This is a genomic window from Corallococcus sp. AB030, from assembly GCF_003668965.1.
Taxonomy (GTDB): Bacteria; Myxococcota; Myxococcia; order Myxococcales; family Myxococcaceae; genus Corallococcus; species Corallococcus exiguus.
The window spans coordinates 29836-43180 of sequence record NZ_RAWQ01000025.1 but is presented as its reverse complement, the minus strand read 5'-3'; the positions used below and the strand labels follow the sequence as shown (position 1 = coordinate 43180).

General features: G+C 70.8%; 13 protein-coding genes. 11 read left to right on the top strand and 2 right to left on the bottom strand.

Annotated features, from left to right (window positions below):
- Window positions 1-84: 84 nt before the first annotated feature.
- Complete coding sequence (locus D7Y15_RS09230; protein ID WP_121752304.1) at window positions 85-2709, top strand: O-antigen ligase family protein; 2625 nt, start codon at window positions 85-87, stop codon at window positions 2707-2709.
- A gap of 5 nt (window positions 2710-2714) precedes the next feature.
- Here D7Y15_RS09230 and D7Y15_RS09225 read toward each other — a convergent pair whose 3' ends face one another.
- Entirely contained in the window at window positions 2715-3245 is a 531-nt protein-coding gene (locus D7Y15_RS09225) for an aminoacyl-tRNA deacylase (protein WP_121752318.1), read from the bottom strand.
- A gap of 132 nt (window positions 3246-3377) precedes the next feature.
- Window positions 3378-4700, bottom strand: coding sequence for an N-succinylarginine dihydrolase (gene astB / locus D7Y15_RS09220; RefSeq protein ID WP_121752303.1), 1323 nt, complete (start codon window positions 4698-4700; stop codon window positions 3378-3380).
- 18 nt (window positions 4701-4718) lie between these two features.
- On the opposite strand from astB, the gene D7Y15_RS09215 reads away from it, so the two are divergent.
- From D7Y15_RS09215 to D7Y15_RS09170, 10 genes are all read left to right on the top strand, one after another.
- Window positions 4719-5672: a lysophospholipid acyltransferase family protein gene (locus D7Y15_RS09215; RefSeq protein ID WP_120576829.1), complete on the top strand. Its 954-nt coding sequence runs from the start codon at window positions 4719-4721 to the stop codon at window positions 5670-5672.
- Window positions 5673-5685: 13 nt separating this feature from the next.
- On the top strand, window positions 5686-6237 hold the full coding sequence (locus D7Y15_RS09210) for an LPS export ABC transporter periplasmic protein LptC (RefSeq protein ID WP_121752302.1): 552 nt from the start codon (window positions 5686-5688) through the stop codon (window positions 6235-6237).
- Entirely contained in the window at window positions 6234-6884 is a 651-nt protein-coding gene (locus D7Y15_RS09205; protein ID WP_120576831.1) for an LptA/OstA family protein, read from the top strand. The genes D7Y15_RS09210 and D7Y15_RS09205 overlap by 4 nt, the downstream gene beginning before the upstream one ends.
- Window positions 6881-7621, top strand: coding sequence for an LPS export ABC transporter ATP-binding protein (gene lptB, locus D7Y15_RS09200; protein WP_120554202.1), 741 nt, complete (start codon window positions 6881-6883; stop codon window positions 7619-7621). Before D7Y15_RS09205 ends, lptB begins: the two co-directional genes overlap by 4 nt.
- A 252-nt stretch (window positions 7622-7873) precedes the next feature.
- Entirely contained in the window at window positions 7874-9394 is a 1521-nt protein-coding gene (gene rpoN, locus D7Y15_RS09195) for an RNA polymerase factor sigma-54 (RefSeq protein WP_120576832.1), read from the top strand.
- Between the two features lie 58 nt (window positions 9395-9452).
- Entirely contained in the window at window positions 9453-10091 is a 639-nt protein-coding gene (locus tag D7Y15_RS09190; RefSeq protein ID WP_121752317.1) for a GNAT family N-acetyltransferase, read from the top strand.
- Window positions 10092-10107: 16 nt separating this feature from the next.
- The gene (locus D7Y15_RS09185; protein ID WP_120576833.1) at window positions 10108-10896 is read left to right on the top strand and encodes a hypothetical protein; all 789 of its coding nucleotides are present in this window, start codon (window positions 10108-10110) and stop codon (window positions 10894-10896) included.
- Window positions 10897-11166: 270 nt separating this feature from the next.
- Complete coding sequence (raiA, locus tag D7Y15_RS09180) at window positions 11167-11814, top strand: ribosome-associated translation inhibitor RaiA (protein WP_120576834.1); 648 nt, start codon at window positions 11167-11169, stop codon at window positions 11812-11814.
- A gap of 200 nt (window positions 11815-12014) precedes the next feature.
- The gene (locus D7Y15_RS09175; protein ID WP_120576835.1) at window positions 12015-12476 is read left to right on the top strand and encodes a PTS sugar transporter subunit IIA; all 462 of its coding nucleotides are present in this window, start codon (window positions 12015-12017) and stop codon (window positions 12474-12476) included.
- A gap of 23 nt (window positions 12477-12499) precedes the next feature.
- Complete coding sequence (locus D7Y15_RS09170; protein WP_120576836.1) at window positions 12500-13345, top strand: hypothetical protein; 846 nt, start codon at window positions 12500-12502, stop codon at window positions 13343-13345.

The following is a 13345-nucleotide window of genomic DNA, read 5'->3' as shown; positions in this document are numbered from 1 at the left end:
GGAGGCATCCAGGCGCCGCGTCCGCTGGTCGAGGGGACGAGCCCCGGAGGTTCGTGAGGAGCGTGACATACTCCCGCGCCGCGCATGGCTCCTGGCTCCCACCGCGTCTCCCGGTACACCGTCTACGCGGAAGTGGCGCTCGCGGCGCTGGTGGTGCTGGGCCCGGTGGCGCTCGGCGGCGCGGCGCACTGGGTGTCCTGGCCGCTGGGCGTGCTGTCCGGGGCCGCGGCGGTGCTGGCGTTCGTGGGGGCCCGGCGACAGGGAGAGACCCCGCGCGTGCCGCTCCTGGCCGCGCCGCTGGTGGGCGCCGTGGTGCTGTGTGTGTCGCAGCTCGTGCCGCTGCCACCCGGACTGCTCGCATGGGTGAGTCCGGAGGCCGCGGCGCTGCGCGAGGACGTGCTCGTTCCGCTGGGTCTCACGGGCTGGCGGCCGGTGTCGCTGGAGCCTGCCGCCACCTGGCGTGAGCTGGCGAAGCACGTGGCCTACCTCCTCACGTTCGTCGCGGCGGTGCAGGTGTGCCGCGCTCGCGCGTCTCGGCAGCGGCTGCTCTCGGTGCTGGCGTTCACGGGCGCGGCGGTGGCGACGGTGGGCCTGGGCCACGCGCTGTTCGGCGTGGACACGCTGTTCGGGCTGCGGGCGTACGTGCATGCACGGCCGCCGCTGGTGACGCCGTTCGGAAATCCCAATCACCTCGCTGGCTTCCTGGGGCTGTGCGCGACGGTGGCGGTGGGGCTCGCGCTGTCGAAGCAGCCGCGTTCGCGCGCGTGGCCCTTCGCGATGGCGGCGCTCGTCTCCGGCGCGGGAGTGCTGCTGTCGCTGTCTCGCGCGGGCATCGTGTTCTTCGTCTTCGGGCAGGTGCTGCTCGCCGCGTGGCTGATGAAGCAGCGTCGCGAGGCGCGCATTCCCGCCAGGCCCGCGTGGGGGCGGGGCGCGGCGGTGCTGCTGGGGCTGCTGGCGACGCTGTCCGTGGGCGCGTACCTGGCGGCGGATCAGCTGTGGGCGGAGGCTCGCACCGTGGACGGCGTGGAGTCCCTGCGCCGCGGCAAGATGGAGCCCTGGCCGATGATGGCTCGCGCGGCCCGCGCCTTCCCGGTGCTGGGCATGGGGCGCGGCGCGTTCGAAGCCGCCTTCCCGCGCTACCAGACCGAGCCCAACCCCAACACCTTCACGCACCCGGAGAACGCGGTGTTGCAGGTGGCGGCGGAGTGGGGCGTGCCGGGGCTGCTGCTGCTCGGGCTGGGCGTCTGGGCCTTCGTGAAGCGCGTGCGGCGCGAGGACCACGGGCCCGTGGAGCTGGCGGCGCTGTCCGGCGTGGCGGCGCTGGCGCTGCACAACCTCTTCGACTTCAGTCTGGAGTTGCCCGCGTGCGCGGTGGCGGTCGCGGTGGTGCTGGGCGCGGTGTTCCGGCCCCGTGAAGCCGAGCGCATGGCAGCGCGCCGCACGAAGCTGGGCACACTGCCCGTCGGTCCCGCGCTGGCGCTGGCGGCGGGGCTCACGGTCGTGATGCTCGTCGCGCTCGTGCCGGGACGGCGGAGGATGGCGGACGCGGAGGCGCTGCTGGCGGAGCGCGTGGCGGCGAGGGCGCCGGGCGTGGAGGTGCGAGCCCTGGGGCTCCAGCTCATCGACGTGCACCCGGCGGACTACCTGCTGTACCGGCTGATGGCGATGGCCTCTGTGTCGAATGGCGCCGAGGGCGCGAAGGACGCGCTGAGCTTCGTCAATCACACGCTGTACCTGCGGCCCCTGGATGCGCCCGCGCACCGCGTGGCCGCGCGGGCCCTGCTGCACCTGGGCCGGCGCGAGCAGGCCTTCCTGGAGTACCGGCTCGCGCACGAGGCCGGGGACACGCGCGTGTTGATCAGCGAGGCGATGCCCCGTGCCCGCACGGTCGAGGAATTGAAGACCCTCACGTCCGAAGCGCCCGGGCAGGGGGTGGAACTCGCGGAGGCGCTGCTCGCCGGGCCCTCACGCCGAGCGCTGGGACTCGAATGGCTCACCTGGGCGCGTGAACACTTCGAGGGCCGGTCCGAAGCCACCGCGCTGTGGATGCAGGAGGCGCGCGGACGGCTGGCCCAGGGAGAACTCCCCGCGGCGGAGGCGGCCTGCGCGGAGGTGGAGCGGCGCGCCCCGGACGCACTGGCCACGCACCTGCTGCGCGCGGACGTGTGGCTTGCGCAGGGAAAGCGCGCGGAGGCACTCCAGTCGCTGGAGGCGCTCGTGAAGCGCTTCCCTCACGACGTGGAGCTGGCCTTCACTCTGTCCACGCGGCAGCAGGAGGCCGGGCTCATGCGCAGGTCCCGGGACACGCTGGCCGCCATGGCGCCGTACCTGACCGACCTGCGGCAGCGCGCACGCCTGCTGTCGCTGGAAGCGGACAGCTTCGAACAGGAAGGCCTGCTGGCCCGCGCACTGGAGCAGCGCCGCTCGGTCGTGGGGCTGCTGCCCGGTCCGGAGAGCCACTTCGAAGTGGCCCGGTTGCAGGAGTTGCTGTCGCGCTACGACGCGGCGGCGCGCTCGGTGCACGAGGGCCTGCGGCTCATGCCACTCAACGATGCACGGCGCGCGGAGGGTGAAGCCTGGGCGGCGCGGCTGGAAGAACGCGAGCGTGCGCTACAGGACGCACACAAGGGCGGGCTGCTGGAGGACGCGAAGGGGCGGGAAGTGGAACCGCCGGGTTCACCGGCGGTCAGCGACGCTCCCGCTCCATGAGGACATCAGGCCGACGCGCCTGAGTCCTCCACGGGCGCTCCGTACGACGACGCTCTCTCTTCTTCACGCGAGAGCGACTGGATGAAGGTCGCGACCAGCGGCCACTCCAGGCGCGCGAAGTCCTGGAAGCGCATCTCCAGGGCCTCCTCGTGCGAACCGGCGCGGAACAGCAGTCGCTCGTTGGCGCTCAGGGACTCGTCTATCGCGACGGGCAGGCCGTACAGCTCGCCGAAGGGAGGCTCGGCGCCCGTCTCGCAGTCGGGGAAGTGGTCGGCGAACTCGGACTCGGCGGCGAGCCGCGCGGTGCGGACGCCCAGCGTGTGGCGGACCTGCCGCAGGTCCACGGTCGCCATCGCGGGCACGACGACGATCCACGGCTGCCGGTCGGCCAGCACGATGATGGATTTGGCCACGCGCCAGGCGGGCACGTTGAGGGCGTCCACGAGCTCCATCGCGGTCACGGCCCGAGCGTGGGCGTACCGCTCGAAGGGGACGCGATGGCGCCGCAGATAGCTTTGAATGGCACTCGGAATCATGGGGGACATCACCTCCTTCGCGTAGAAGGTGTGTCCGGACGACGCGGGCGGCCATTCGCCACCCGAACGGGACGGCCAGGGCTGCCTGCCCTCGCCGGGTGCGCCGGAGGGCAGGCGGGCGGCCACCTCACGTCACTGCTGGAAGTCGTACACGCTGCCCAGCTTGAGCAGGCGCGTCAGCTCGTCGAGCGCGGTCATTGTCTCGCGCGCGAGCTGCGGATCGCGCACGTCCTCTGGCTTGAGCACATCGCGGTAGTGCTTGCGCACCCACGCCGCGAGCCCCTCGTGCAGGGCCGGCGAGTAGAAGACGTCCGCGGTGATGGCGGCGCGCTCCGCGTCCGTGAGCGAGATGCGCTGACGCAGGCACGCCGGGCCGCCGCCGTTGTTCATGGACTGCCGGACGTCCAGGTAGTGCACCGCCTTCACCGGGTTGTCCCCGGCGACCACTCGCTCCAGGAAGGCGTGGGCGGTGGGCGTCTCGCGGCTCTCGATGGGCGCGATGATGGCCATGGTGCCGTCCGGCAGCGACAGCACCTGCGAGTTGAACGGGTAGGCGCGCACGGCGTCCTTCACCGGCAGCTCGGCGTCTGTCGCGACCTCGAAGCGGAAGGCGTCGCCCAGCTTCTCGCGCAGCGTCTGGAGGAGCTTCGGGTGCTCCACGAAGGCCAGCGCGTGCAGCATGAGGAAGCGCTCGTTGCCCACCGCGAGCACGTCCGTGTGGAACGCGCCCGCGTCGATGCCGTCCGGATGCTGCTGCGGCAGCACCACCTGCTCCGGCGCCAGCTGGTGCAGCCGCGCCAGGGCCTGGCTGGACTCCAGCGTCTGGCGCGCGGGGAAGCGCTGCGGCCCCTTCACGTCCTGCCACGCGCTGCGCCCCCAGGCGAGCACGTGCACGGCCTTGTGCCCCGGCGTGAAGAGGCGCGTGTGGTTGGCCGCGCCCTCGTCCGCGAAGTGAGCAGCGCCCGGTAGCGGCGCGTGCACCTGGAAGTGCTTCGCGTCCGCGAAGATGGCGCGCAGCACCGCGTGCGTGGTGTCCGCCTCGATGGCGCGGTGGAACATCTGCGTGAGGTTCGCGGGCGTCAGGTGCACCCTGCCATCCGCGGTGTCCGCCGACGGCGCCACGGTGGCCGCGTTCGCCGTCCACATGGCGGAGGCGCTGGAGGTGAGGCGCAGCAGGTGCTCCCCGTCGCGCGCGGCGCGGGTGATGACCTCCTCGTCGGAGCCCGTGAAGCCCAGGGCCCGCAGCGTGCGCAGGGAGGGGCGCGGCTGGGGCGGCAGCACCGCCTGGCCCACGCCCAGCTCCGACACGAAGCGCATCTTCTCCAGCCCCTGGAGCGCCGCCTCCCGGGGGTGGCTGGGCTGGCCGCCGTGGTGCTGTGACGCCAGGTTGCCCGGCGAGAGGCCGGCGTAATTGTGGGTCGGACCAATGAGGCCGTCGAAGTTGTATTCGCGCATGGGATATGGAGACGCGTCGTGGAGCGTCCCCCTTTAACAAAGCGCCTCAAGCGTTACCTGCGCTACCTGCTCATCGCCGGGATGTTGCGCCTGCTCCAGTTCCTTTCGCTGGACACGGCCCGCACCCTGGGCATGACCCTGGGCGGCTGGGCCTACGCGTTCGCGGGCGGAGAGCGCAGGAAGGCGCTCAAGTCGCTGGCCCGCGCCTTCCCGGAGAGGACCGGGGCGGAACGTGACGCGCTCGCCCGTGACGCCTTCCGCCATCTGGCCGCCGCGGCCCTGGAGGTCGCCTCCGCGCGGGCGCTGGATGCCGGGCTGGAGTCCCTGGTGTCCTGGCCGGACGCGGACCGCCAGGTGCTGGAGGCCGCGCTGGCGAAGGGGAAGGGCGTCGTCTTCGTGTCCGGCCACGTAGGCAACTGGGAACTGCTCGCCCGGCGCGTGGCGAGGGCGGGCTACCCCAGCCAGAGCATCGCGAAGGAGACCAGCGACCCGCGCCTCACCGCGCTGGTGGAGGACTTCCGGGCGAAGGGCGGCGTGCGCAGCATCTGGCGCGGCCAGGAGGGCGCGGCCCGGGCCATGCTCCGCGCGCTCCGGAGCGGTGAAATCCTGGGCATCCTCATCGACCAGGACACCAAGGTGCAGTCCGTCTTCGTGCCCTTCTTCGGGGAGCTGGCGGCCACTCCGCGCGCGGCGGCGGACCTGGCGCTGCGCACCGGCGCGGCGGTGGTGGTGGGCTTCTGCCAGCGCGACGGCCAGGGCTACCGGCTCACCATGGAAGAGGTGCCGCACCCGGACGCGACGGAGCGTGAAGCGGCCGTGCAGGCGCTCACCGCCGCGCTGTCGCAGCGCATCGAGGCGGCCATCCGCCGCGCCCCCGAACAGTGGGTGTGGATGCATCAGCGCTGGAAGACGCGTCCTCCCGAGGACGCTCCCCTGGCCCTCGCTGACGCACCGTCCGCCCCGGCGCGGTGATAAGGAGGGCCTTGTGCCGCGCCTGCTTGCCTTGAGCTTCCTGGGACTCCTCGCCACCGCCTGCGCGCCGCGCCGTCCGGCCCCGGGCGCCTCGAACGAGCCGCGCCCGGACGTGGTTCTGGAGGGCGCGCACCTGCGCTCCTACGAGGGCGACACGCTCCAGGTCTCCGGCACCGCCTCGCGCGTCCTCTACCGGCGCGCGGGCGGCGAGGTTCAGGCCACCGAGGTCGTCGTTCGCCTGCCCCCCGGGAAGGGCGCGCAGGGCTCGCTTGGCGCCTCGCGGGCGGACACCGTCATCACCGCGCCGAATATGGACGGCAGCCTCGCGTCCAAGAGGTGGGTGGGGTCGGGCGGTGTCGTCGTGCGGACGGCGGAGGGACTGGTGGCCAACACTCCCCGGCTGACCTACGACGCGGATGCGCGGCGGGCCCATGGCGACGAGGGCGTGACGATGAGGGGCCCGGACTACCAGATGCGGGCGGACCGCTTCACGCTGTCCTCTGCGGACCAGACGTTCACCTTCGAGGGCACGGTCCAAGCCGTGCTGGGTGGAGCGACGGAGTGATTGAGTTCCTCGTGATGGCGCTGTTCCTGGCCCAGCCCGCGTCCTCGCAGGCCGCCGCGCCCGCAGCTTCCGGCGCCCCGGTCGTCGCGCAGGCCACTCCGCCCGCGAAGCCCGGTGCCCCCACCGCGCCCGCCGCGAAGCCCGCTGCTCCCGACTCGGCCGCTCCGGCCGCTCCGCCGCCCGCGCCGGGCACGTCGCTGGCGCCCACGGGCCTGCGCAACCCGGTGGACCTGTCCGCGGACCACGTCACCGGCGACCGCAACCAGGCGGTGCTCACCGGCAACGTGGTGGTGAAGCACCAGACCATGGACATCCGCTGCGAGAAGATGACCGGCTACTACAACGCCACCCGCCAGGTGACGCGCGTGGTGTGCGCCGGCAACGTGCGCGCCGTGGACGGCGACCGGCAGGCCCGGGGCGAACGAGCCGACTACGACGTGCCCTCGGGCGTGCTGGTGGTGACGGGCTCCCCGGAGGCCCGCCAGGGCAACACCTACCTCACCGGCACCAAGGTGCGCCTCGTCCTGGGCAGCGAGCGCCTGGAGGTGGAGAACGCCCGCATCCTCGTGGACTCCCCGTCCACCACCGCCGTCCCCGGCACCCGCAAGAAGGCCCCCACGCCGAAGCCGGCGGGCACGACGCCATGAGCGGCGCGAAGCTGTTCGCCGAAGGGCTCCAGAAGTCCTTCCGCAAGCGCCAGGTGGTGCGCGACGTGTCCTTCAACGTCGCCCCCGGTGAAGTGGTCGGCCTGCTGGGACCCAACGGCGCCGGCAAGACGACGAGCTTCAACATGGTGGTGGGCCTGGTGACGCCGGACGCGGGCCGGGTGCGCGTGGGCGACGAGGACCTCACCCACCTGCCCATGCACCGCCGTGCGCGCCGTGGCGTGGGCTACCTGCCGCAGGAGGCCTCCGTCTTCCGCAAGCTCACGGTGCGCGAGAACTTCCTGGCCGTGCTGGAGCTCCAGAAGGGGCTCACCGCCCAGGACCGCAAGCAGCGCGCGGACACCCTCCTGGAGGAGTTCGGCCTCTCCCACGTCGCCGACTCCTGGGGAGAGACGCTCTCCGGCGGCGAGCGGCGGCGCGCCGAAATCGCCCGCAGCCTCATCCCCGCCCCCCGCTTCATCCTCTTCGACGAGCCCTTCGCCGGCGTGGACCCCATCAACGTGGGCGACCTCCAGCGGCAGATCCACCTCCTGCGGGAGCGGGGCCTGGGCATCCTCATCACCGACCACAACGTCCAGGACACCCTGGGCATCTGTGACCGGGCCTACATCATCGCACAGGGTCAGATTCTCGAAGAGGGCACCCCTGCGCAGATCGCCGGCTCGGCCCGCGCGAGGGCCGTCTACCTGGGAGACCGGTTCCGTCTCCAGGCTCCGTGAAAAGCCGCTCTCTCCGTATGTCTCCAGATGCTCGCGGTGAAGTTGGCCCCGCTTTTGCGTCGACGTCTGAACATCTGCCAAGCGAGCGGGGGTTACGACAACCTGTCGGATTTCCAGCGGATTTTTGACGATGCAAATCAGAAACCACGCGCTGGGGCACTGGACGTGGCCGGGGGTCCTTGTTAGGTTGGCACGGTCCTTGATTGGAATCTCCAATCAGGTGGCACGCAAGCCTTCCGGAGACGCCCCCACATGGCGATGGAACTCAAACAGAGCCTGAAGCTCGCCCAGCAGCTGGTGATGACGCCCCAGCTGCAGCAGGCCATCAAGCTCCTCCAGCTCTCACGCATGGAGCTCCTGGACCAGGTCCGCGAGGAGATGGAGCAGAACCCCCTCCTGGAGCAGCCCGAGGAGGGCATGCCCGGGGAGGTGAGCGAGAAGGAGCCTGGCGAGGCCTCGCTCGAAGCGGACAACGCGGAAATCGCGCGCGACGTGGACCTGCCGTCGGCGACGCCGGAGAACGCCCAGGAGTTCAAGGCGGACGGCGAGGGACCCCCGGAGATCGACTGGGAGTCCTACCTCAACAGCTACCAGTTCAACGAGCCCACCACCGCCTCCAACAAGGGCAACGTGGCCACGGACGACCTGCCGTCGTTCGAAGCCAACATGGTGAAGAAGGAGGACCTGGTCGACCACCTCCAGGAGCAGCTGGGCACGCTGCGGCTCAACGAGGCCGAGCGCCGCGTGGCGGTGCTCATCCTGGGGAACCTGGACGACGACGGTTACCTCAAGCTGCCCGACATTGAAGGCGACCCGCTCATCCGCCTGTCCAACGAGGCGGACGTGCCCATGCACGTGGCGGAGCGCACCCTGCGCCGCATCCAGAACCTGGAGCCCCGGGGCTGCGGCGCGCGCGACCTGCAGGAGTGCCTGCTCATCCAGCTGCAGGCGATGAAGGACCCGAACGCGGCGCTGCTGGGCCTCATCATCAAGCGGCACATGAAGTACCTGGAGAGCAAGAACCTGCCGGCCATCGCCAAGGACCTCAAGGTCACCCTGGACGAGGTGGTCTCTGCGGCGAAGCTGCTCCCGAAGCTGGACCCGCGGCCGGGCCGCAACTTCAGCGGGGACGACGCGCAGTACATCACCCCCGACGTCTTCGTCTACAAGCTGGGGGACGAGGACTACACCGTGGTCCTCAACGACGACGGCCTGTCCAAGCTGCGCATCTCCGGCATGTACCGGAACGCGCTCAAGAACGGCGCGGTGAGCCCCGGGCAGACGAAGGAGTTCATCCAGGACAAGCTGCGCAGCGCGATGTGGCTCATCCGCTCCATCCACCAGCGGCAGCGGACCATCTACAAGGTCACCGAGAGCATCGTGAAGTTCCAGCGGGACTTCCTGGACAAGGGCATCGCGCACCTGAAGCCGCTCATCCTGCGCGACGTGGCGGAGGACATCGGCATGCACGAGTCCACCGTCAGCCGCGTCACCACCAGCAAGTACGTGCACACGCCGCAGGGCATCTTCGAGCTGAAGTACTTCTTCAACTCGTCCATCGCGCGCGTGTCCGGCGAGGACACGGCCAGCGAGGCCGTGAAGCACCACATCAAGCAGCTGGTGTCGCAGGAAGACTCGCGCAACCCGTACTCAGACCAGAAGATCGTCGAGCTGCTGCGCTCGCAGGGCACGGAGATTGCCCGCCGCACGGTGGCCAAGTACCGCGAGGTGCTGGGCATCCTCCCCAGCAGCAAGCGCAAGAAGTACTTCTGAGCTGTCCTTGAAGCGCCGGCCCTGCACAGCAGGGCCGGTTTGGGGCATGAAGCGGTCCATGGACCCCGTGCTCCCCACCGATGTCGGCGTTCCCCGTCGTGACCCCGTGCCGCTCGTCGTCCCGCCCGTCACCCTGGAGGGGAGGGCGGTGCGACTGGAGCCGTTGTCACTGGAGCACGTGCCCGCGCTCGCGGCGGTCTGCGAACCGGAAATCTTCGACCACTTCTCGCGCGTGCTGCGCACGGAAGCGGACGTCGCGGACTACATCACCGTCGCGCTGAAGGCATCCGCCGCGGGCACGGAGCGGCCCTTCGCCATCCGCGAGCAGGCCAGCGGCGCGGTGGTGGGCACCACGCGCTACCTGGACATCTCCCGCGAGTTCCGCACGCTCGAAATCGGCTCCACGTGGCTGGCGCGGCGGGCGTGGCGCTCGCGGGTGAACACCGAGTGCAAGTACCTGCTCCTCACGCACGCCTTCGAGACGCTGGGCGTGATGCGCGTGCAGCTCAAGACGGACAGCCGCAACGCGCGCTCCAGGGCGGCCATCGAGCGCCTGGGTGCTTCCTTCGAGGGCATCCTGCGCAACCACATGCTGGTGCGCGGCGGCGTGGTGCGGGACAGCGCGTACTACGGGTTCATCGACACCGAGTGGCCCGGCGTGAAGGCGCGGCTCGAAGGACTGCTGGCGCGGGAGTGATAGGGTGCCGGCCGCCATGACCTTCCCCGCCTCGAGCCCGCGTCGAACCGTGTCCTGCTTCACCGTCCTGGGGGCGCTCGTGGCGCTCACCGGCTGTAGCGGCGGCGAGACGAAGGTGATGTCGCTGGCGGAGCTGTCGGACCGCTCGCTCATCTTCGCGCTGGCGGACGTGGATGACGCGGAGACGCCGGACGCGCAGGGCGCGCACCGCTTCACCGCCAGCTACACGGTGTCGCCGGACGGCCCGTGCTCGCGCTTCGCCGACGACGTGACGGCCACCTTCAACGGCCAGCCCATGACGCTGGTGCCGGGTGGTGCGTCGGACGTGGGCGGGCGCTCGGAGGCGTGTGAGAACAGCCGCGTCTACTTCAACTTCGATCCGGCCGCCTGGGGCCGCGAGCCGGTGGAGGACATCGTCGTGCAGTTGCAGGACTCCTCCAGCACCGTGCGCCTGGTGGTGAAGAACGCCAAGGCCAAGCGCAAGTTCACGTTCCAGGGCGAGGGCACCCCAGACAAGCTGCGCGTGGGGCAGTCCTACGACTTCCTCTGGGAGCCCTCCACGGAGGTGCCCGGTCCGGTGGAGGCGCTGCTCCTGCGCGAAGGGGGCCGCGCGCCCGGCGTGCTCTCCGTCACGCAGAACGGCAACACGTCCACCGTCGCCATCGCCGCGGGCACCCCGCAGGCGAACCACATCCTGACGCTGGGCGCGGACCTGGAGGGCGTCGTGGGCGAGTGCACGGGCGTGGCGTCGTGCTCGGGCGCCATCTACCACTCGCAGGACTACGTGCTCTCCGTGGTGCCCTGATTCCGCCGGGCCGCGGGGCGATCCGCAGGCATGTTGCTGGCGTGAGCGCCACGCACGCGGTGTGGGGGAATGCCGACCGGAAAATGAGGCCCGGGTTGGAATCCCCTCACCGTGCCATGCAGCGGACACCAGACGTGTCCTATTGCGGTCGCTTTCGCGAGCGCGATCCGTGAACGGGATTTCCAACCTGGGGGGCCGGGTTGCTTTCGGCGTGGGCTCCGTTTCTGATCTGTCACGGAGCTTACCTCTCTCCCTAGGAGGCGGCCACGCATGCAGCTCAACATCACCTTCCGTCAGTTCGGAGCGTCGGATTCCCTGAAGGAGTACGCCCGTGAAAAGGTCGATCGGGTGAACCGACTGCTGGACCGGGCTGGTGAAGCCCACGTGGTGCTGTCGTTGGAGCGGCACCTGCATCACGCGGACATCACCATCCACTCCGGCGCCTGGGTCCTCCGAGGGCGTGAGAAGAGCGATGACATGTACGCGTCCATCGACCTGGCGATGGACAAGATCGAACGGCAGTTGCGCCGCTACCGCGACAAGCTCAAGTCGCACCACGGCAAGGAGAAGGTCCATCACCGCCAGGACCTGGTGAGGGTCCGCCACGACGTCTTCGAGGTCCACGAGCCGGAGGCGACCGCGGAGGCTTCCACGCCCGCCGCCCAGGCCGCGCCCGCCGCGCAGGCGCCGGTGGCCGAGTCGGGTGTCGCCCGCCTGGTGCGCACCACGCATCTGGCCATCCAGTCGTTGTCCGTGGACGACGCCGTGATGCAGATGAACCTGATGAACAACGACTTCTACGTGTTCCAGAACCAGCAGTCCCAGGCGCTGTCCATCGTCTACCGGCGCAAGGAGGGAGGGTTCGGGCTCATCGAGCCGCACCTGCCTGACGCGCCGGTGGCCGCCACCGGCACCTGACAGGCAGTCGTATCCGTGCCGGGGAACCGGGTCCGGGACATCCCCGGGCCCGGGTCCGGGGTGGGGGGAACGGCCCGGGCTGACGCGCAGTGAGCGAAGCGCCTGCCACCGCCCAGGCGACCCTTGCGCGAATCCAGTGTGAGGAGTAATTGCCGGCCGAGGAATCATTGCCGGCCCGGAGCGCCAGTGCGGGAGCGCCATTGAGAATCGCCGATTTCCTCAGCCCCCAGGCGGTCGTCGCGGACATGCAAGCCCGGACGAAACCGGAGGTGCTGCGCGAGCTGAGTGCCACGTTGGCCCGGGCGCATCCGAATCTGCGCGAGGACCGGCTGGTGGCGGTGCTCCAGGAACGGGAGAAGCTGGGCAGCACGGGCATTGGCGAAGGCGTGGCCATCCCCCACGGCAAGCTGGCGGGCATGGACAGTCTCCAGGCGGCCTTCTGCGTGTCGCGCGCGGGGGTGGACTTCGAGTCCATCGACGGCAAGCCCACGCACCTGTTCTTCGCGCTGGTGGCGCCGGAGAACAGCGCGGGGGTGCATCTGAAGGCGCTGGCGCGCATCTCGCGGCTGTTCAAGAACCCGCGCTTCCGGGCGGCCATCCTGGAAGCGCCCTCGGCCGCGGACATCCACGCCCTCATCGTCCAGGAAGACGCGCGGCCCTGAGGGCCTGACAGGAGACGCCCCGCATGGACGTCGTCCTGCGTCCCATCAACGATCGTTTCTTCCACGAGCAGGTGCTGCCCTTCTTCACGCGCGCCATGGGGGATGCCTCCGGCGCGCTGGAAGCCCTCTCCAACCACCTGGGTGACGCGCAGGCGTTCACGCTCTGCCAGCGGCTGGCCTCGTCGGCGTTGCCGGGGGGCGTGGGGTCGGTGGACTCGGACGGGTGGATGGACCTGGTGGACCGGCTGGTGTTCCAGCCCTGGCGCGAGTCGCCCGGCGGCTGGGAGGTGGGCGGGTCCCCTGGCGGCTACGCGGACGAGTGGGACGAGGCGCTGAACCTGGCGCTGATGGTGGAGGACGCGGCCTATCCCTACTGGGACACGAAGGCGGCGCGCGTGGTGCGGGACAACTTCCGCAGGCGCCCTCCGGGCGAGCAGGGGCTGGCGTCGCTCCTGGCCGGGCAGTGGGACCCCTTCCCGGAGTTCCCGCCGGACCGCGTCTTCGTCACGCAGGGCCGTGGGGAGTACGCGGTCCGTGAGCGGTTCGCCTTCGCGGACTGGGCCTGGCGGCCGGCGAAGACGGTGTTGCACTGGCAGGTGAACCTGCCGCGCAAGCTGGAGCGGCTGCTGACGCGGGAGCAGGAACGCCTGAAGCTGCCGGTGCTGCCGGAGCGCGACGAGGTGCTGGGCTACTGGACGGGGAAGCTGCCCCAGCCGCCGCCCCTGTCCGTGCTGTTCTCCGGCCTGGGCCCGAACGCGGCCACGTGGATCCGCGAACTGGGCGCGCTCACGCTGCACCTGCGCAGCGCCGCGCAGACGAAGCAAGGGCTGGCCGCGCTGGTGACGCGCGGGACCACCGTGCGGCTGTGA

Coding starts and splice junctions, on each gene's coding strand:
- D7Y15_RS09230 (WP_121752304.1), top strand. CDS start 85: ATGGCTCCTGGCTCCCACCGCGTCTCCCGGTACACCGTCTACGCGGAA.
- D7Y15_RS09225 (WP_121752318.1), bottom strand. CDS start 3,245: ATGATTCCGAGTGCCATTCAAAGCTATCTGCGGCGCCATCGCGTCCCC.
- astB (WP_121752303.1), bottom strand. CDS start 4,700: ATGCGCGAATACAACTTCGACGGCCTCATTGGTCCGACCCACAATTAC.
- lptB (WP_120554202.1), top strand. CDS start 6,881: ATGAGCGGCGCGAAGCTGTTCGCCGAAGGGCTCCAGAAGTCCTTCCGC.
- rpoN (WP_120576832.1), top strand. CDS start 7,874: ATGGCGATGGAACTCAAACAGAGCCTGAAGCTCGCCCAGCAGCTGGTG.
- D7Y15_RS09190 (WP_121752317.1), top strand. CDS start 9,453: ATGGACCCCGTGCTCCCCACCGATGTCGGCGTTCCCCGTCGTGACCCC.
- D7Y15_RS09185 (WP_120576833.1), top strand. CDS start 10,108: ATGACCTTCCCCGCCTCGAGCCCGCGTCGAACCGTGTCCTGCTTCACC.
- raiA (WP_120576834.1), top strand. CDS start 11,167: ATGCAGCTCAACATCACCTTCCGTCAGTTCGGAGCGTCGGATTCCCTG.
- D7Y15_RS09170 (WP_120576836.1), top strand. CDS start 12,500: ATGGACGTCGTCCTGCGTCCCATCAACGATCGTTTCTTCCACGAGCAG.